Below are 17,767 nucleotides of genomic sequence, written 5' to 3'. Positions count from 1 at the left end.
CCGGGCTACGGCCTTCCGAAAAGCCTGATCGGGCTGCCCCGAGCCGTCAACGACGAACTGATCCGGCGCGCGCTCGCCAACGAGCGCGCGCCGCAGGCGTCCGGACCGGTGCGGCACACGCTGAGCCGCCGACCACCAGACCAGGTACGAGACTGAAGGAGAGATGGCATGCCTACCTACGCCACGCCAGGACCCATCGTCGCCACCGTTGTCGTCGCCGGTGCTCGGGTACGGGTCACCGCGAGCGACCGGACCGACACCGTGGTGCTGGTCGAACCGATCGACAAGGCGAGCAAGTCCGACGTCAGGGTGGCCGACCGGACCAGGGTCGACTTCACCGGCGGTCAGCTGTCGGTCAACACCACCACCTCCGGGGACAGGAACGGCTCGGTCGCCATCGCGATCGACCTGCCCACCGGCTCCAGCCTGATCTCGTACCTGGCGTACTCGGATGTCCACGCTGACGGCTCGTTCGGCGAGTGCGAGCTGCACATGGCGTCGGGTCGGGTCCAGCTCGACCGCATCGACGCGCTCCAGGCGAACATCTCGGCCGGTGAGGTCACGATCGGCCACATCGCCGAGCGCGCCACCATCGACGGCGCGGCGTTCGCGATGCGGATCAGCGAGGTCGAGGACGTCGTCAAGCTGTCGAACTCGGGCGGGCAGATCTGGATCGGCCACGCCTCGTCCGACCTCGACCTCAGCAGCGGCAGCGGCGGTTTCGACATCGACCGCGCCGACGGCAGCGTCACCGCCAGGACGGGCGACGGCGCCATCCGGATCGGCCGGTTGACCCACGGCCAGGCGGAGCTGTCGAACCATTCGGGAAACATCGAGGTCGGGATCAGCGAGGGCACCGCCGCCAGGGTGGACGCCACCAGCAAGCGAGGATCGGTGTGCAACTCCGTACCGTCCCAGGAGAACCCTGGCACGTCCGATCACAGGGTCACGGTCCACGCCAGTACGCGGCACGGCGACATCACCATCGGACGCGCGGCGAGCTGACCTCCGAGGCGCTGGTCAGGCGGCGAGCGTGACCTCGACCAGTTGGGACCAGTTCGTCAGCGTGCCTTCTCGAGTCGCCTCGGCGAACCCCGGGTCGCCGAGGCGGTGCCGCGCCGCCTGCTCGATCCGGGCCAGATCCGGGTGGGAACGATCCGGCATCCCGCGTACGGCGGCGCTGGCCGCGAGCAGCCGCGCGGCCTGCTCGTACTGTTCCCGGCGGAGGGCCAGGTCGGCGACTCCGACGAGTACCTGCGCGATCAGGGGTGCGTGCCCCGCCTCGGCAGCCGCCTGAGCGGCCACCGCCCGGTGCGTACGGGCCTCGGCGAGATCGTCGACAAGGTAGCCGAGCAGGTCGTGGGTCACCGCCCGGATGTTCGGCCGCTCTGCTTCGTCGCCCAGCATGGTCGTCGCGACGTCGAGTTGTCGGTGCGCCTCCTCGGCGTTGCCGCCCCAGTAGGCGATCTCCGCCTTCGCGAGGGCCAGTTCGGCCAGCGCGTCCGGCCAGGTCACCCGTTCCGCGCACCGTTGCGCCTCGGCTATCGCGGCCGCGCTGGACTCCTCGTCGCCCAGCAGCCAGTACAGCCGCGCCTGTCGCGACCGCATCCGGATGACATCCTCGGTGGCACCGACCGGGGTGACCACCTCGACCGCCTGCTCGTAGTACTCGCACGCTCCGGCGAACTCACCGCGCGTGGCGAGCCGGTCCGCCAGCTCCGTCAGTGCGAACGAGATTCCGAACCGTTCGCCGATGGCCCGGAACTCGGTGAGCGCCATCTCGAGATGCGCGTCCGCCTCCGGCCCCTCCTGGCCGAGCATGATCCGCATCTTCCCGAGCTGAAGCCGGGCCAGTGCGCGTACCCAGGGGTCCCCGTCGTCCAGCAGTGCTTCCCAGGCGGGCAGGAACGCGTCCGGCGCCTCCAACATCCGTTCCAGCGGAACGACGAACCCCAACAGCGGGTGGCGTCGCTGGGCGCGCAGACTCGACTGGTACCCCTTGTGGATCCACTCCGCCACCTGGTGCTCGTCGGCCCGTCCGGAGCTGATGAAGTGCACGACAAGGGCGTACACGACGGCCCGGATGTCGTCGGTCACCTCGCCGGGCGTCCGGGTGGCCGCGGTGACCAGTTCGAGGCCCTCGGCCTTGCGCCCGCTGAGCCACCAGTACCAGCCGGCGCCCGCCGCGAGCCGCATCGCGCCGTACGCCTCGCCGGCCGCGAGCGCACCACGCATCGCGGAACTGATGTTGTCGTGCTCGACATCGAGCGCGGCGAGCCATTCCAGTTGCTCGGCGCGGCGAAGATGCGGGTCGGCGGTCTCGGCGAGTTCGGTGAAGTAGGCGAGATGCGCCTGGCGTGCGAGGTCCGATTCCCCCGCCTCCACGAGCCGGTTCCCGGCGTACTCCTTGATCGTGCCGAGCATCCGGTAACGCGGCGCGCGGCTGCCGTCGGTACGCAGCAGCGACTTCTCGACCAGCGAGGTGAGCAACTCGAGCACCTCGTCCTGCTCGATCCCGTTCTCGGCGCAGACCCGCTCGGCCGCCTCCAGGCTGGCCCCGGCGGTGAACACCGACAGCCGCCGCAGGACCAGCCGTTCGGCGTCGGTGAGCAACTCCCAACTCCAGTCGACCACCGCGCGCAGCGTCCGATGCCGTGGCAACGCGGTACGGCTACCGCCGGTCAGCAGGCGGAACCGGTCGTCGAGCCGGTGGGCGAGTTGATCGAGGGACATGGTGCGCAACCTGGCTGCGGCGAGTTCGATCGCCAGCGGCATTCCGTCCAGCGCCCGGCAGACACGCGCCATCGTCGACAACGTGTGGGCGTCGAAGGCGAGATCCTTGCGTACCGCGCCCGCCCGGTCCCGCAGCAACACGACCGCTGGCGAGGAGCTGAAATCGTCCGGGTCGGCATCCTCCTCCGGCAGGGCCAGCGGCTCGACCAGCCACAGCGCCTCACCGGTGATGCCGAGCGGCTCCCTGCTCGTCGCCAGGATCCGCAGCCGCCGGCACTCCCCGAGTACGCGATGGGCCAGCGTCGCGGCGGTCTCGATCACGTGCTCACAGTTGTCCAGGACCAGCAGCGCCTCCCGATCGCGGATCGCGGCGATGAGCCGTTCCGTCGGGTCCGCGTTCGTCGCCTCGCCGAGCAGAGCGTCCCGCAGCCCGAGCCCGGCGAGCGTCGCCTGCGCCACGTCACCGTCCGCGCCGATGGCGGCGAGTTCCACCAGCCAGGCCCCGCCCGGCAGGTCGCCGAGCAGCGTGCGCGCGGTCTCCGTGGCCAGCCGGGTCTTCCCCGAGCCGCCCGGCCCGATCAGGGTGGTGAGCCGATGTTCGGCAACCAGCTCGTGGACCGCGGCGACATCGGCGTCCTTGCCGACGAAGCTGGTGAGTTCGGCACGGAGGTTGGTCTTCCGGGTTTCCTCCCGCCGCCCCAACTCGCCCCGCAGCAGCGCGACGTGCAACGCGGACAGCTCCGGCGAGGGGTCGACGCCCAACGCGTCGGCCAGGGCCTCCTTCGTACGCTGGTACACGAGCAGCGCCTCGCTGTCCCGACCGGCCGAGGCGAGGGCACGGATCAGCGCGGCGACAAGCCGTTCTCGCATCGGATGGGCGGCAACCATGTCGGTCAGTTCGGTGACCAGCTCCGTACCGTGGCCGAGGCCGATCTCCGCATCGACCCGATCCTCCAGGGCGGTCAGGCGTAGCCCCTCGAGCCGGGTGACCGCCGCGTTGAACGCCGCGCTGTCCGGCAGGCCGACGTCCTGCATGGCGGTACCGCGCCACAGGGCGAGCGCCTCGCGCAGCAGCCGTACCCGGCGTGGATCGTCGTTCCGGACCTGGCCCGCGCTGACGAGGCGCTCGAACCGTACGGCGTCGACGGCGTCGGGTTCCACCGCCAACCGGTAGCCGTCGGTATGCCCCTCGACCGATCCCTCCGGCAATACCTTCCGCAGCCGGGAAACCAGCCGGTGCAGGGCGTTCGTCGCGTCGGCGGGCGGGCGCTCACCCCAGATCCAGTCGACGAGCGCCGCCTTCTGGACCACCCGGCCGGGTTCGAGCGCGAGGGCGATCAACAGCCCACGCAGCCGGGCGCCCGGCACGTCGGCGATGCTGCCGTCGTCCGTGCGAACCTCGAACGATCCGAGCATCCCGATCTGCACCAGGCAGATCTTGCCATGGGCGGTGAACAGGCATCTCGTCGCGGACGCCTACATCACAGCTGGGCATCGCCGCCGGCCCCGAGCCGTCCACCACCAAGGAGATCATCCGGCCGGGTCCAACGGAGAACCGGACATATGTGGGCCGCCGGGGACTCGAACCCCGAACCTAAGGATTAAAAGTCCTCAGCTCTGCCAATTGAGCTAGCGGCCCGCCGGCCACCTACGGTACCGGAACCGTCGTCGGCGTCGATTGCGGACGACGGGGGGCGAGTTGGCCGACGAAATGGACGGCTGAGTTCGCCCCGTACACCCTGACGGGGCTCGCGGGACGCGCTGGGCGCGCGATAGTGTGCCCCTCGGCGTCCGCAGACCGTGGAGGGTACGGATTTGTCGAGTCTTTCCCTGCACGCGGGCGACCCGGACCACCTCGGCGGTTACGAGTTGCTCGCCCGACTCGGCTCGGGCGGTATGGGCACGGTGTTCCTGGGGCGCTCACCGCAGGGCCGGCGGGTCGCGATCAAGGTCGTCCGGACCGAGTTCACCCGTGATCGCGAGTTCCTCGGCCGGTTCCGCAGCGAGGTCGCCCGGGCCCGGCAGGTGCCGCCGTTCTGCACCGCGGAGGTGCTCGACGCGGATCTCGACCACGACCCGCCGTACCTGGTGGTCGAGTATGTCGACGGACCGGACCTGGCGGACGTGGTCCGCGAGCGGGGGCCACTCTCGCCCGGGGCGCTGCACAGCGCGGCGCTCGGCATCGCCACCGCGCTGGCCGCGATCCACGGCGCCGGGGTGATCCACCGCGACCTCAAGCCGGGCAACGTGCTCTTCGCGCTGGGCGGCCTCAAGGTGATCGACTTCGGCATCGCCCGGCCGCTGGAGGCGACCAGCCAGCACACCCGTACCGATCAGGTGGTCGGGACCGTCGCCTACATGGCGCCGGAACGCTTCGACGAGCAGCCCGGCCCGCGGATGAGTCCCGCCGCCGACGTCTTCGCCTGGGGTGCGGTGGTCACCTTCGCGGGCACCGGCCGGACGCCGTTCGCGGCGGACTCGGCGGCGGCCACCGCGATGCGCATCCTGACCCAGCCGCCGATGCTGGACGGCCTGCCCGTGCCGTTGCGCGGCATCGTCGCCCGGACCCTCGCCAAGGATCCGGCCGAGCGGCCGACGGCCCGGGAACTACTCGACCTGCTTCTGGCCGCGGACCGACCGGACGGTGCGGCACCGACCCAGCCGATACCGGCGGGGGCGGTGCCGGCCTACCCCGTCCGGCCGGCGACCATCGACCGGAACACGCCGGTGCAAGATCGTGGCACGGATGCGGGACGGCCGCGGCGCCGCCTGTTCGCGGGGGTGGGCATCGCCGTGGGCACCCTCGCGGTTCTGCTGGTCTCCGGCCTCCTGGGCAACAGGCTGCTGGACAACGGCGCCGACCGCACCGGAGCGGGGAGCACCGCGTCGTCGGCCGGCGCGCCCGGCCCCTCGGCCGGCTCGCCGACCGGCTCGTCGAAGCCGGCGCCCTTGCCCGTGCAGACCGGGAACGCCGCCATCCTCGCCGGGACCCGACGTACCCTCATCCATTTCGTCGAGGAGGACCGGGATCTTGCCCTGCCCCTTCCCGACCGGGTGGCGGTATCCGACGGCACGGGCGCGGACGCCCAGTTCGCCCTCGTTCCGCTGGGCGTCGAATACATGATCAAGTCGATGCAGCCCAACCACGGCGCGCAGACCTGCCTCGGCGTGAAGTACAGCCCGAGCGACTCGGCTTCGCTGGTCGGAACCGGCTGCGCGCCCACCAAGGCGACGCTCTTCACGCTCACGCCCACCGGCAAGAAGGACGACAAGGGTCGGCCGACGTACACGATCTTCAATGACGAACACGGCTTCGTGCAGTGGGACGACGCCAGGTCGGAGATCTACGTGCAGTTCGTCGGCGATTCCCCGCCCGACGCGACGTTCAGCTTCGTCGACCGGGGCGCGATCGAGGGGTAGTCGAGCCCGACCTGATCACGGCTGCGCCCGCACAGGGCCCGGAACCGGCGGGACCAGTGGGCTGGACGGGAGCGCTCGACCGGTACTCTCTACGGCTGACGGGCTGCTAGCTCAATTGGCAGAGCAGCGGACTTTTAATCCGCGGGTTCTCGGTTCGAGTCCGAGGCGGCCCACCTTGTTGATCTTCCGCTGATGGCCTGTGGCGTGGTCCGCTCGGCGTGACGTCCGGCCCATAATCTTGACTGATTCCAGAAAACTGGCCAGACTTCCGGCGTGCCCACGACCCTGGACTTCCCGCAGATGCTGCGCGGGGCCGCCCTGCGGGTGACCCGTCCCCGGGTGGCGGTGCTCAACGCGGTCTACGCACACCCGCACGCCGACACCGACTCGATCATCGGTGCGGTACGCAGGGATCTGCCCGAGGTGTCCCACCAGGCCGTGTACGACTCACTGCATGCGCTGACGGCCGCTGGCCTGGTCCGGCGCATCCAGCCCTCCGGTTCGGTGGCCCGCTACGAGTCGCGGGTCCGGGACAACCACCACCACCTCGTGTGCCGGTCGTGCGGCCGTATCACCGACGTCGACTGCGCCGTCGGCGAGGCGCCCTGCCTGACCGCGTCCCACGACAGCGGCTTCTCGATCGACGAAGCCGAGGTCATCTACTGGGGCGTCTGCCCCGACTGCTCCACCACAGGCAACTCCTGAACCCACTGATCCGCGAAGTCACGGAAGGAACCGGATGTCCGAGAACCACGAGGCCGTCGTCCACGACGCCGAGGCGGGGAGCGAGTCCCGCTGCCCGGTCGCACACGGACGCGCCCCCCACCCGACCGAGGGTGGCGGCAACCGCGGCTGGTGGCCGAACCAGCTCAACCTGAAGATCCTCGCCAAGAACCCCGCCGTGGCCAACCCGCTCGGTGAGGAGTTCGACTACGCCGAGGCGTTCAAGACCCTCGACCTCCCCGCCGTGAAGCGGGACATCGCGGAGGTTCTGACGACCTCGCAGGAGTGGTGGCCGGCGGACTACGGCAACTACGCCCCGTTCATGGTCCGGATGGCGTGGCACAGCGCGGGCACCTACCGGATCAGCGACGGTCGCGGCGGTGCCGGCGCCGGGCAGCAGCGGTTCGCGCCGCTCAACAGCTGGCCGGACAACGGAAACCTGGACAAGGCCCGCCGCCTGCTGTGGCCGGTGAAGAAGAAGTACGGCAAGAACCTCTCCTGGGCCGATCTCCTGGTCCTCGCCGGCAACGTCGCCCTGGAGTCGATGGGCTTCAAGACCTTCGGCTTCGCCGGTGGCCGCGCGGACGTCTGGGAGCCCGACGGGGACGTCTACTGGGGTCCCGAGACCACCTGGCTCGGCGACGCCCGCTACACCGGTGACCGGGAGCTGGAGAACCCGCTCGCCGCGGTGCAGATGGGCCTCATCTACGTCAACCCGGAGGGCCCGAACGGCAACCCGGACCCGCTCGCCTCGGCCCGGGACATCCGCGAGACGTTCAGCCGGATGGCGATGAACGACGAGGAGACCGTCGCGCTGATCGCCGGCGGTCACACCTTCGGCAAGACCCACGGCGCGGGCCCGGCGGACCACGTCGGTGCCGAGCCCGAGGGCGCCCCGCTCGAGGAGCAGGGCCTGGGCTGGCGGAACACCTTCGGCGCAGGCAAGGGCGCCGACACGATCACCAGCGGGCTCGAGGGTGCCTGGACCAACACCCCGACCACCTGGGACAACAGCTTCTTCGAGATCCTCTTCGGGTACGAGTGGGAGCTGTCGAAGAGCCCGGCCGGCGCGCACCAGTGGAAGCCGAAGGACGGCGCGGGCGCCGGCACCGTTCCCGACGCGTACGACGCGTCGAAGAGCCACTCCCCGACGATGCTGACGACGGACCTCGCGCTCCGGGTAGACCCGGTCTACGAGGAGATCTCGCGGCGCTTCTTCGCCAACCCCGACGAGTTCGCGGACGCCTTCGCCCGGGCCTGGTTCAAGCTGACCCACCGCGACATGGGGCCGATCGTCCGCTACCTCGGCCCGGAGGTTCCGAGCGAGACGCTGCTGTGGCAGGACCCGGTTCCGCCGGTGACGCACGCACTCGTCGACGCGGCGGACGTCGCCGCCCTCAAGGGCCAGATCCTGGCCTCGGGGCTGTCGGTGTCCCAGCTCGTCTCCACCGCGTGGGCGTCGGCCTCGACGTTCCGGGGCGGCGACAAGCGCGGCGGCGCCAACGGGGCCCGGATCCGCCTCGAGCCGCAGAACGGCTGGGAGGTCAACAACCCCGACGAGCTGGCCAGGGTGCTGCACACCCTGGAGGGGATCCAGGAGGCGTTCAACGCCTCCCAGACCGGCGGAAAGAAGGTCTCGCTCGCCGACCTGATCGTGCTCGGTGGGTCCGCGGCCGTCGAGCAGGCCGCCCGCGACGCCGGCCAGGCCGTCGAGGTGCCCTTCACGCCGGGGCGTACGGACGCCTCGCTGGAGCAGACCGACGTGGAGTCCTTCGCCCCGCTGGAGCCGACGGCGGACGGGTTCCGCAACTACCTCGGCAAGGGCCACCGCCTGCCGGCCGAGTTCCTGCTGGTCGACAAGGCGAACCTGCTGACCCTGAGCGCGCCGGAGATGACGGTCCTGGTCGGCGGTCTCCGCGTCCTGGGTGCGAACTACCAGCAGTCGCCGCTGGGCGTCCTCACCGCGACCCCGGGCTCGCTGACCAACGACTTCTTCGTCAACCTGCTCGACCTGGGTACGACGTGGAAGCCGACGTCCGAGGACGCGAGCACCTTCGAGGCCCGTAACTCCGCCACGGGCGAGGTCATCTGGACCGGCAGCCGCGTCGACCTGCTCTTCGGGTCGAACTCGGAACTGCGCGCGCTCGCCGAGGTCTACGCGAGCGACGACGCGCGGGAGCAGTTCGTACGCGACTTCGTCGCGGCGTGGGTCAAGGTCATGAACCTGGACCGGTTCGACATCGCGTGATCCAGACGTCCGGGCCGGCTCACCAGAGCCGGCCCGGACGAGCGGATTCCTGGTGACCCTAGACCGTTCCCGGTGACTCGGAGACGATTCCGGTGGTGCGGGACGGGGCCCGGTCGGGTAGCCCGGGTCTTCGCCGTCGACCGTTCGGGCAGCCAACGGGTCGGAGGTGGTTGCGTGCTCGGTGTCGCGATCGGCGTGGGCCTGAGCTTCGTCGCGTCGGGCCTGGTCGGCTGGCGGACCCGACCCCGTAACCGGATGGGCCCGCTGCTTCTCACCGTCGGCGTGCTGTGGTGGCTCGCCAAGTCACCGCTGCCGATCACGCCGCCCGACGGCCTCGACGTCGTACGCGCCGGAGCCTGGGCGGCCGTACTGGGGCATCTGGTGGTGGCCTATCCGACCGGGCGGCTCGGGGCGTCGGCGCCGAGACTGGTGGTGGGACTGGCCTACCTGAGTGTCGCCGTGGTCGGGATCTCGACCGCGTTGCAAGGCGGGGCGGACCGGGCCGGCGTGACCGCGATCGTCGGGGTGCTGCTCAGCGGTTCGGCGATCGTCGTCCTGCAACTGGCCCGCTGGCGTCGTAGCAGTGTGACCCGGCGCCGCTACCTCAACCCGGTGTTCGGGATCGCTGTGGTGGCGGTGACGCTGTTTCTCGCGTTGAAGCCGGCCCGGATCGCCGGTTGGGACGCCTCGGCCCTCACCCTGGTGCTGAATCTGGCGCTCGCCGCGATCCCGTTGGGGTACCTCGCCGACCTGCTGCGCCGCCGGGTCGACCGGAGCGGGGTGGCGGATCTGGTCGTCCGGCTGCACGGCGCACCCCGGTCGGAATCCATCGAGGTGGCGCTGGCCCGGACGCTGCACGACCCGACTCTCCGGGTTGGCTACTGGGCACCCGAGTCGGGCCGGTACGTCGACCTCGACGGCCGTACGGTGTCGCTGGTCCCGGACGGGGAGCCGGACCGGTTGTCGACCCGGATCGATCGGGCCGGCGAGCCGATCGCGATACTCGTACACGACCGGGCGTTGGCGGAGGAGCCAGAGTTGATCGAAGCCACCTGTGCGGCGGCGGCGCTGGCCCTGGAGAACGCCCGCCTGACGGCCGACCTGCGGGCCCGACTCAGGCAGCTCGCCGACTCCCGGCTCGCGCTGCTGCGGGCGGGTGAGGCGGAACGTCGACGCCTGGAACGCGACCTGCACGACGGCGTACAGCAGCGGTTGTTGTCGATCCCGATGACGCTCGGCCTGGCGGAGTCGGTGCTGCCGGCCGACCCGGACCGGGCCGGTCCGCTGATCGCCGAGGCCAGGAACGCCACGCTGGCGATTCTCGGCGAACTCCGTGCCCTGACCCAGGGCCTGCATCCACCGGTGCTCACCGAGCGGGGCCTGGCCGGCGCGGTCCGCGAGCTGGCGGCGCTGTCACCGGTACCCCTGCGGGTCCGGGCCGACGTTCCGACCGGGCTGCCGCCCGAGGTGGAGACGACGGCCTACTACGTGGTCGCCGAGGCCCTGGCGAACATCACCAAGCACGCGGCGGCGGCCGGGGCCAAGCTGCGGATCGACGTGTCCGAGGGGCAGCTCGTCGTCGACGTCCGGGACGACGGTCGGGGCGGCGCGGATCCGGCCGGCGGCTCCGGACTGCGTGGGCTGGCCGCGCGGGCGGCGGCCTGCGGAGGATCGCTGCGGGTGGAGAGTCCGTCCGGCGGGGGGACCCGGGTCCGGGCGGTGCTGCCGTGCGGCTAGTTCTCGCCGAGGACAACACCCTGCTGCGGGAGGGCCTGGTCCGGCTGCTCACCGAGGCCGGGTTCCTGGTGGTGGCGAGCGTCGAGGACGCCGTCGCCCTGCTCGCCGAGGTGGCCCGACACCGCCCCGACGTCGCCGTGGTCGACATCCGACTGCCGCCGACCCGGACCGACGAGGGACTACGGGCGGCGCGGGAGATCCGCCGACGCCATCCGGGGACCGGGGTGCTGGTGTTGTCGCAGTACGTCCGGGTCAGTTACACCGTCGAGCTGCTCGACGGAGGTGCCCGGGGAGTCGGCTACCTGCTCAAGGACCGGGTCTCGGACCTGACGGAGTTCGCCGCGGCGGTCCGGCAGGTCGGCGGCGGTGGCTCGGCCTTCGATCCGATCGTCGTCGACCAGCTGGTCGGACGTCGGGACCGCGACGACGATCCGCTGCGCGGGCTCAGCGACCGGGAGCGGGCCGTCCTCGCCCTGATGGCGGAGGGGCGGACGAACCAGGCCATCGCGGGTCGGCTCGACATCGCGGAGCGGACCGTGGAGAAGCACTGTACGAACATCTTCGCCAAACTGGCGCTGCCGGCCCGGCCCGACGACCACCGCCGGGTGCTGGCCGTACTGCGTTACCTCAACAACTGACCCGGACCCGGATCCGGCTCGGCCGCCGTCCCGGGCCGTCCCGCGGGTGGTGCGGGTAGCCACACCCCACGGGTACGGCCAGCCCGGTCCGTGCTGCGTACTGGCACGCTTCCGGGCCCGCCGTCGTACCCGCAGACTCCGTGACGTCGGTGCAGGAGCGCGCCGACCGGGGGTTGTCGGCAGTGGAGAAGGAGACGACGGTGGCTGGTCCGGCTCGGATGAACTGGGACACTGTGACGATCGCCCGTGGCGTCGCCGCCGTCATGGGGCTGGTGATGGTCCACTACTTCTGGACGTCGGACGCGATCCGGGCCGGCAATCCGTTCCTGGTCCCCGACCTGCTGCTCACCCTCTTCGCCCTGGTGTCGTCGCTGCTACCGCGCCGGGTGGCCGTTCCGGCGATGATCTTCGCGTTCGGATGGGCGGCGGGGGTGCTCACGGTGTCGCTGTTCAGCTACGTCGTCCGGAACGAGTTCCCGGTCGACCATCTCTTCCTGATCCTGCCCAGTGTGGCGATGGCGGTACTGCTCGGCCGGATCGCCGCCAGGGTCGTACCGCCACCGCCACCGCCGGCGGCCGTGCCGGACAGTTCCGGGCCCACCGTCTCCCGGGCCTGACCGTCGCCGTCGCCGCTGTCGGGTCGTCGACCCACCAGTTGCGGCGAGCCGACGACGCGACCTGCGGTGCCGGCCCGGTGACCGGATCGGCGGGCCGGAGAGCGGGCCAGACCGGAGAGCGGGCCAGACCGGAGAGCGGGCCAGACCGACCGGCCGGGTCAGCCGGCCAGGGTCTGGACGGAGACCTCCCACAGTCGGGCGGCGGCCTCCGGGTCGAGGGCGTACGCCGCGACGCCGCTGCGGACGCCGGACCGGTGCGGTTCGGCCTCGGCGCAGTCCTCGAAGTACCGGCCGCCGATGCCGTCGAGCAGGGGCGAGGTCGCGACCAGTACGGAGGTGGCGGCGCCCTGCTCCGGCGTCTTCCAGGGGACCGAGGCGGCTCCGGCCTCGGCGCGCAGTCGGGTCAGATCCTCCTCGGTGACGTACCGCTGGAGTCTGGTCCGGATGCCGCCCGGCATCAGCGCGTTCGCGGTGATGCCGTCGTCGGCCCAGCGCCTCGTCGCCTCGACCGCGAGCAGTACGTTGGCCGTCTTGGACTGCCCGTACGCGGACCACGGCTCGTAGGCGCGCTGCCGGAAGTGGATGTCGTCGAAGACGACCGGCGAGCGCAGGTGCCCGCTGGAGCTGACCGAGACGATCCGGGCCCCGCCGGCCGAGGCGAGTGCCCGGTGCAGTCCGGTGGTGAGCGCGAAGTGGCCGAGGTGGTTCGTGGCGAACTGGAGTTCCCAGCCCTCCGGCGTACGCGTTTCCGGCGACGCCATCACGCCGGCGTTGTTGACCAGGATGTGCAGCGGGCCGTCCCAGGACGCGACGAACGACGCGACGGACGCCGGGTCGGCGAGGTCCAGGGGTGCGACGAGGATCCGCTGGTTGCCGGTGGTGTCGACGATGTCCTTGGCGGTTCGTTCCCCGGCCGCCACGTCGCGGACCGCGAGGGTCACCTGGGCGCCGCTGTCGGCGAGCGTGCGGGCCGTCTCGATGCCGATCCCGGAGGCGCCGCCGGTGACGATGACCCGGCGGCCGGTGAGGTCGACGCCCGCCGCGACCTCTGCGGCGGTGGAGTCGGCGGAGAACGGTGTGCTGATGCGGGTGCTGGCAGTCATGATCTTCCCCCTTCGGGTCAGCCGTGCTGACCGGGGCCGATAACCGGTATGATCTGAAGCGGAGGCGCCTCCACTACGGCCGACTGTAACCGGAGGACCCTCCGGTTTGCCACTCGTGGGACAAGTCTCCGATAGTGAGCCAGGTCACCCCGCACCCCGGGTGGCAACGGAAAAGGACGAGGAGGAGCCGTGGCCGCCACCGGCGAGCGCCCGCTGCGGGCCGACGCGCAGCGCAACCGCGACCGGCTGCTCGACGCCGCCGTCCGGGCCTTCTCGCAGGAAGGGCCGGAGGCGACCCTCGACGCGATCGCGAAGGACGCGGGCGTCGGCATCGGCACGCTCTACCGGCACTTTCCCACCCGGGAGGCACTGGTCGAGGCGGCCTACCGCAACGAACTCGACCGGCTCTGCGACGCGGCGGCGGAACTGCTCCAGAGCATGCCGCCGGACGAGGCGATCCGGGCCTGGATGGACCGCTTCATCGACTACATGACCACCAAGCGCGGAATGGCGGATGCGCTGCGTGCGCTCATCGCCTCCGGCGGCGACCCGTACGCGCACACTCTCGACCGGATGACCACCGCGATCAGCTCACTGCTGTCGGCCGGCGCCGCCGCCGGAACCATCCGGTCGGACGTCGAGCCGGGTGACGTACTCGCCAGCATCGGCGGGATCTCCCTCGCCATCGGCGAACTGGGCCGGCGGGACCAGGCCGGTCGACTACTCGACCTGCTGATGGACGGCCTGCGCTACCGCGCCCCGATCGCTCCGGCGGACGGGACCTAGCCGGCCGGCAGGTGCTGGAGCAGCTTGTCGAGCTGGATCGGCAGGGTACGGAAGCGGACCCCGGTAGCGTGGTACACCGCGTTGGCGACCGCCGCCGCCGAGCCGACGATGCCGATCTCGCCCAGCCCCTTGATGCCGAGCGGGTTGACCCGGTCGTCCTCCTCCGCCACCCAGTACGCCTCGATCCGCTCCACGTCCGCACAGGCGCTGACGTGGTACGTCGCGAGGTCACGGTTCACCCAGTCGCCGAACCGGTGATCGAGCAGCCCCTCCTCGTGCAGCGCCATCGACAGGCCCATCGTCATCCCGCCGATCAACTGGGACCGGGCGGTGCTCGGATTCACCACCCGACCGGTGGCGAACACCCCGAGCATCCGGCCGACCCGGACCTCCCCGGAGTCGACGTCGACCCGGACCTGCGCGAAGTGCGCGCCGAAGGCGTACCGGGCGACCTGTGTCAGGGCGGCCACCTCGGCGGCGGTGTCGGTGGAGACCGTCAGACCCTCGGCCGGCACCGCTGCGGCGTACTGCTCCTGGAGCTGTCGGCGCAGGCTCCGGCAGGCCTTGTCCACCGCCAGGCTCCAGCCGGCGGTACCGGTCGAGCCGCCGGCGACGTACGCCCGGGGGAGGTCGCTGTCCCCGATGCCGATCCGGACCCGGTCGCCGGGCACCCCGAGTGCCTCGGTGGCGACCTGCCAGAGCGCGGTACGGGCGCCGGTGCCGATGTCGGTGGCGTCGATGTCGACCTGGTACGTGCCGTCCGGGTGGGCCCGCGCCCGCGCGGACGCGCCCGGGGTCCGGGCCGGATAGGTCGCACCGGCCATCCCGGTGCCGACCAGCCACCGGCCCTGTCGCCGGACGGCCGGCGTGGGATCCCGGTCCGCCCAGCCGAACCGGCGGGCGCCGTCCCGGAGGCAGGCGACCAGGTTCCGGCTGCTGAACGGCAGGTCCTCCTCCGGATGCCGGTCGGTGTCGTTGCGGATCCGCAGCTCGATCGGGTCGATCCCGCAGGCCACCGCCAGTTCGTCCATCGCCGACTCCAGCGCGAACGATCCCGGACACTCGCCGGGAGCGCGCATCCAGGACGGCGTCGGTACGTCGAGCCGGGCCAGCCGGTGCGTCGTACGGCGGTGCGGTGCGGCGTAGAGGCCCCGGGTGAGCACGGCGGTCTGCTCGGCGAACTCGGTGGTGGTCGAACTCTGGCTGATCGCGTCGTGGCAGATCGCCGCCAACCGGCCGTCGGCGTCGGCGCCGAGCCGGACCCGCTGGATGATCGGGGTGCGGTAACCGATCGGCCCGAAGAGCTGTTGCCGGGTCAGCGCCAGCCGTACCGGCCGGTCGACGTGCCGGGCGGCCATCGCGGCCAGCACCGGGGTGCAGCGCGGGGTGCCCTTGCTGCCGAATCCGCCGCCGACGTGTTCGGCGGTGACCCGGACCGATCCGGCGGAGAGCTCGAAGAGCCCGGCGAGGGTGTCCCGGACGTCCGTGCTGCCCTGGCTGGAGTCGTGCACCAGCAGTCGGCCCTGCTGCCACTGTGCGGTCGAGGCGTGCGGCTCCATCGGATTGTTGTGGTACGCCGGCGTCCGGTACGTCTGGTCGAGCCGGACCTCGGCCGCCTCGTAGCCGGCGTCGAAGTCGCCGACGAAGGTGTCGGTGGGGAAGTTTGGATTCACCTTGTCCGGCTTGTAGAGGCTCGGATGCCGCTCGGTCAGCACGCTGCTGTGCGGTTCGGTGTCGTAGTCGATCCGAACCAGCAGAGCCCCCTCCCGGGCGGCCTCCAGCGTCTCGGCCACCACCAGCGCGACGATCTCCCCCCGGTAGTGCACCCGGGGGCGCTGGAGCAGCAGGAGTTCCTCGCTCTCGACCGGCGCCAGCCGGGGCGCGTTGGCGTAGCTCAGCACGGCCAGCACCCCCGGCTCGGCCAGCGCGGCGGCGTCGTCGACCCGGACGATCCGGGCCTTGGCCACGTCGGCCTGCACCGCCCAGCCGTACACCAGGCCGTCCACCGGATGCTCCACCGCGTACCGGGCGGTGCCGGTCACCTTCTGCCGGCCCTCCAGCCGGGGCTGGCCCCGGCCGACGGCGGCCGTCGGCGCGCTCACCGGCCCCGCTCCGGAGTTCCGTCGTCGCCGTCGCCGTCGCGTCGCCGGCCGGGATCCCGTCCGGTGGACGTCCCTGCGGCGGAACCCTCGGTCAGCTCGACGAGAGTACGGACGGTCAGGTTCCGGATCAGTGGGATCTTGAAGGCGTTGTGTGCCAGCGGGCGGGCCAGGGCCAGCTCCTCGTCGACGGCCAGCCGGAAGTTCTCCTCGGTGGCGGGCCGGCCGCGCAGCGCCTCCTCGGCCAGCCGGGCCCGCCAGGGGCGGTGCGCGACCGCGCCGTACCCGAGCCGGACCTCGCGGACCAGCGGTCCGTCCAGGTCGATCGCCGCCGCGACCGAGCCGGCGGCGAAGGCGAACGAGGCCCGGTCCCGCGCCTTCCGGTACGTCGACCGGCGCGCGTAGGGCAGCGCCGGGATCCGGACCGCGGTGACCAGTCCGCCCGGTGCCATCGTGGTCTCCTGGTCCGGCCGCTCGCCGGGCAGCCGGTGGAACTCGGTCAACGGGATCTCCCGGGCGCCGGCCGGCTCCAGCACCTCCACCACCGCGTCGAGGGCGGTCAGCGCGACCGCCATGTCCGAGGGGTGGGTGGCGACACACTGCGGCGACCAGCCGAGGATGGCGAGGTCCCGGTTCTGGCCGTCCAGTGCCGAGCAGCCGGCCCCGGGCTCGCGTTTGTTGCAGGCCCGGCTGACGTCCTGGAAGTAGTAGCAGCGGGTGCGCTGCAACAGGTTGCCGCCGACGGTCGCCATGTTCCGCAACTGTCCGCTGGCCCCGGCGAGCAGTGCCCGGGCCAGCACCGGATAGTCCCGGCGGACCGCCGGATGCGCGGCCAGTTCGCTGTTGCGGACGGTGGCGCCGATCCGCAGGCCACCGTCGGGCAGCGGTTCGACCGAGTCGAGCGGCAGCCGGGTGACGTCGACCAGCAGCCGTGGCCGGGCCACGCCCAGCTTCATCAGGTCGACCAGGTTCGTGCCGCCGCCGAGGTACGCGGCGTCCGGCTCGCCGGCCACCAGGGCCATCGCCTGGCCGGGATCGGTGCCGCGCTCGTACCGGAAGGTCCTCATCGCCCGCTCGCGGCGGTGGCGGCCTCGCGGATCGCGGAGACAATGTGCGGGTACGCCGCGCAGCGGCAGAGGTTGCCGCTCATCCGTTCCCGGATCTCGGCGTCGGTGAGCCCGTCCGGGCCGGCGACCAGGTCCTCGGTGGCCAGGCTCGGCCAGCCCTGGCGTACCTCGTCCAGCATGCCGGCGGCGGAGCAGAGCTGGCCCGGGGTGCAGTAGCCGCACTGGAAGGCGTCGTGCTGGACGAAGCAGCTCTGCAGGGGGTGCAGGTCGTCGCCGTCGCCGGCCAGGCCCTCGATGCTGACCAGGCTGCCGCCGGCCGCCGCGACGGCGAGGATCAGGCAACTCTTCACCCGGCGGCCGTCCAGCAGGACCGTGCAGGATCCGCACTGGCCGTGGTCACAGCCCTTCTTGGCGCCGGTCAGGGCCAGGTGCTCGCGCAGCGCGTCGAGCAGCGTGGTCCGGTTGTCGAGGTCGAGTTCGTACGGCCTGCCGTTGACCGAGAGGCTGACCGGCGACCGGTGCGGTGTTTCGGTCATCCGAGGTACGCCCTAAGCCTGCTTTGTGGCATATGTCGAGATTACCCCGGCTGGCCGGTC

Annotated in this window: 13 protein-coding genes and 2 tRNA genes; 9 read left to right on the top strand and 6 right to left on the bottom strand. The window is 71.7% G+C overall.

What is annotated here, in order from left to right; genetic code table 11:
- The first annotated feature begins 168 nt into the window (after nt 1-168).
- Nucleotides 169-1,005: a DUF4097 family beta strand repeat-containing protein gene (locus H4W31_RS07105; protein WP_192765928.1), complete on the top strand. Its 837-nt coding sequence runs from the start codon at nt 169-171 to the stop codon at nt 1,003-1,005.
- Nucleotides 1,006-1,020: 15 nt separating this feature from the next.
- On the opposite strand, the gene H4W31_RS07100 is transcribed toward H4W31_RS07105, so the two are convergent.
- Together H4W31_RS07100 and H4W31_RS07095 are read right to left on the bottom strand one after the other, a co-directional pair.
- Nucleotides 1,021-4,161 carry a BTAD domain-containing putative transcriptional regulator gene (locus tag H4W31_RS07100; protein ID WP_192765927.1) on the bottom strand — a complete coding sequence of 1,047 codons (3,141 nt, stop codon included), beginning with the start codon at nt 4,159-4,161 and terminating at the stop codon, nt 1,021-1,023.
- A 138-nt stretch (nt 4,162-4,299) separates the two neighbouring features.
- Nucleotides 4,300-4,372, bottom strand: a tRNA-Lys gene (locus H4W31_RS07095).
- Nucleotides 4,373-4,548: 176 nt separating this feature from the next.
- Here H4W31_RS07095 and H4W31_RS07090 point away from each other — a divergent pair.
- From H4W31_RS07090 to H4W31_RS07060, 7 genes are all read left to right on the top strand, one after another.
- Entirely contained in the window at nt 4,549-6,153 is a 1,605-nt protein-coding gene (locus H4W31_RS07090) for a serine/threonine protein kinase (protein WP_225945422.1), read from the top strand.
- A gap of 100 nt (nt 6,154-6,253) precedes the next feature.
- Nucleotides 6,254-6,326, top strand: a tRNA-Lys gene (locus H4W31_RS07085).
- A gap of 127 nt (nt 6,327-6,453) precedes the next feature.
- Nucleotides 6,454-6,858, top strand: a complete 405-nt coding sequence (locus tag H4W31_RS07080) for a Fur family transcriptional regulator (protein ID WP_192771900.1) — start codon at nt 6,454-6,456, stop codon at nt 6,856-6,858.
- A 34-nt stretch (nt 6,859-6,892) separates the two neighbouring features.
- Entirely contained in the window at nt 6,893-9,124 is a 2,232-nt protein-coding gene (gene katG, locus H4W31_RS07075) for a catalase/peroxidase HPI (RefSeq protein ID WP_192765926.1), read from the top strand.
- Between the two features lie 174 nt (nt 9,125-9,298).
- Complete coding sequence (locus H4W31_RS07070; protein WP_192765925.1) at nt 9,299-10,861, top strand: sensor histidine kinase; 1,563 nt, start codon at nt 9,299-9,301, stop codon at nt 10,859-10,861.
- A complete protein-coding gene (locus H4W31_RS07065; RefSeq protein ID WP_192765924.1) occupies nt 10,852-11,499 on the top strand; it encodes a response regulator transcription factor in 648 nt (215 codons plus the stop codon). The genes H4W31_RS07070 and H4W31_RS07065 overlap by 10 nt, the downstream gene beginning before the upstream one ends.
- 200 nt (nt 11,500-11,699) lie before the next feature.
- Complete coding sequence (locus tag H4W31_RS07060; RefSeq protein WP_192765923.1) at nt 11,700-12,116, top strand: hypothetical protein; 417 nt, start codon at nt 11,700-11,702, stop codon at nt 12,114-12,116.
- A gap of 158 nt (nt 12,117-12,274) precedes the next feature.
- On the opposite strand, the gene H4W31_RS07055 is transcribed toward H4W31_RS07060, so the two are convergent.
- Entirely contained in the window at nt 12,275-13,219 is a 945-nt protein-coding gene (locus H4W31_RS07055) for an SDR family NAD(P)-dependent oxidoreductase (RefSeq protein WP_192765922.1), read from the bottom strand.
- A 189-nt stretch (nt 13,220-13,408) separates the two neighbouring features.
- Between H4W31_RS07055 and H4W31_RS07050 the strand changes: the two genes are divergently transcribed.
- Nucleotides 13,409-14,005: a TetR/AcrR family transcriptional regulator gene (locus H4W31_RS07050; protein WP_192765921.1), complete on the top strand. Its 597-nt coding sequence runs from the start codon at nt 13,409-13,411 to the stop codon at nt 14,003-14,005.
- Here the strand turns inward: H4W31_RS07050 and H4W31_RS07045 are convergent.
- Genes H4W31_RS07045 through H4W31_RS07035 form a run of 3 tightly spaced genes read right to left on the bottom strand, consistent with a single transcriptional unit; the run spans nt 14,002 to nt 17,707 of the window.
- Complete coding sequence (locus H4W31_RS07045) at nt 14,002-16,107, bottom strand: xanthine dehydrogenase family protein molybdopterin-binding subunit (RefSeq protein WP_192765920.1); 2,106 nt, start codon at nt 16,105-16,107, stop codon at nt 14,002-14,004. The genes H4W31_RS07050 and H4W31_RS07045 overlap by 4 nt on opposite strands.
- On the bottom strand, nt 16,104-17,171 hold the full coding sequence (locus H4W31_RS07040) for an FAD binding domain-containing protein (protein ID WP_192765919.1): 1,068 nt from the start codon (nt 17,169-17,171) through the stop codon (nt 16,104-16,106). Before H4W31_RS07040 ends, H4W31_RS07045 begins: the two co-directional genes overlap by 4 nt.
- A complete protein-coding gene (locus H4W31_RS07035) occupies nt 17,168-17,707 on the bottom strand; it encodes a 2Fe-2S iron-sulfur cluster-binding protein (RefSeq protein WP_192765918.1) in 540 nt (179 codons plus the stop codon). Before H4W31_RS07035 ends, H4W31_RS07040 begins: the two co-directional genes overlap by 4 nt.
- Between the last annotated feature and the right edge of the window lie 60 nt (nt 17,708-17,767).

This window comes from Plantactinospora soyae (genome assembly GCF_014874095.1).
Taxonomy (GTDB): Bacteria; Actinomycetota; Actinomycetes; order Mycobacteriales; family Micromonosporaceae; genus Plantactinospora; species Plantactinospora soyae.
This window is presented reverse-complemented; position numbering and strand designations above follow the sequence as displayed.

Bases quoted from the DNA above. Each gene is read 5' to 3' on its own strand.
- H4W31_RS07105 (WP_192765928.1), top strand. From the start codon at position 169: ATGCCTACCTACGCCACGCCAGGACCCATCGTCGCCACCGTTGTCGTC.
- H4W31_RS07080 (WP_192771900.1), top strand. From the start codon at position 6,454: ATGCTGCGCGGGGCCGCCCTGCGGGTGACCCGTCCCCGGGTGGCGGTG.
- katG (WP_192765926.1), top strand. From the start codon at position 6,893: ATGTCCGAGAACCACGAGGCCGTCGTCCACGACGCCGAGGCGGGGAGC.
- H4W31_RS07055 (WP_192765922.1), bottom strand. From the start codon at position 13,219: ATGACTGCCAGCACCCGCATCAGCACACCGTTCTCCGCCGACTCCACC.
- H4W31_RS07040 (WP_192765919.1), bottom strand. From the start codon at position 17,171: ATGAGGACCTTCCGGTACGAGCGCGGCACCGATCCCGGCCAGGCGATG.
- H4W31_RS07035 (WP_192765918.1), bottom strand. From the start codon at position 17,707: ATGACCGAAACACCGCACCGGTCGCCGGTCAGCCTCTCGGTCAACGGC.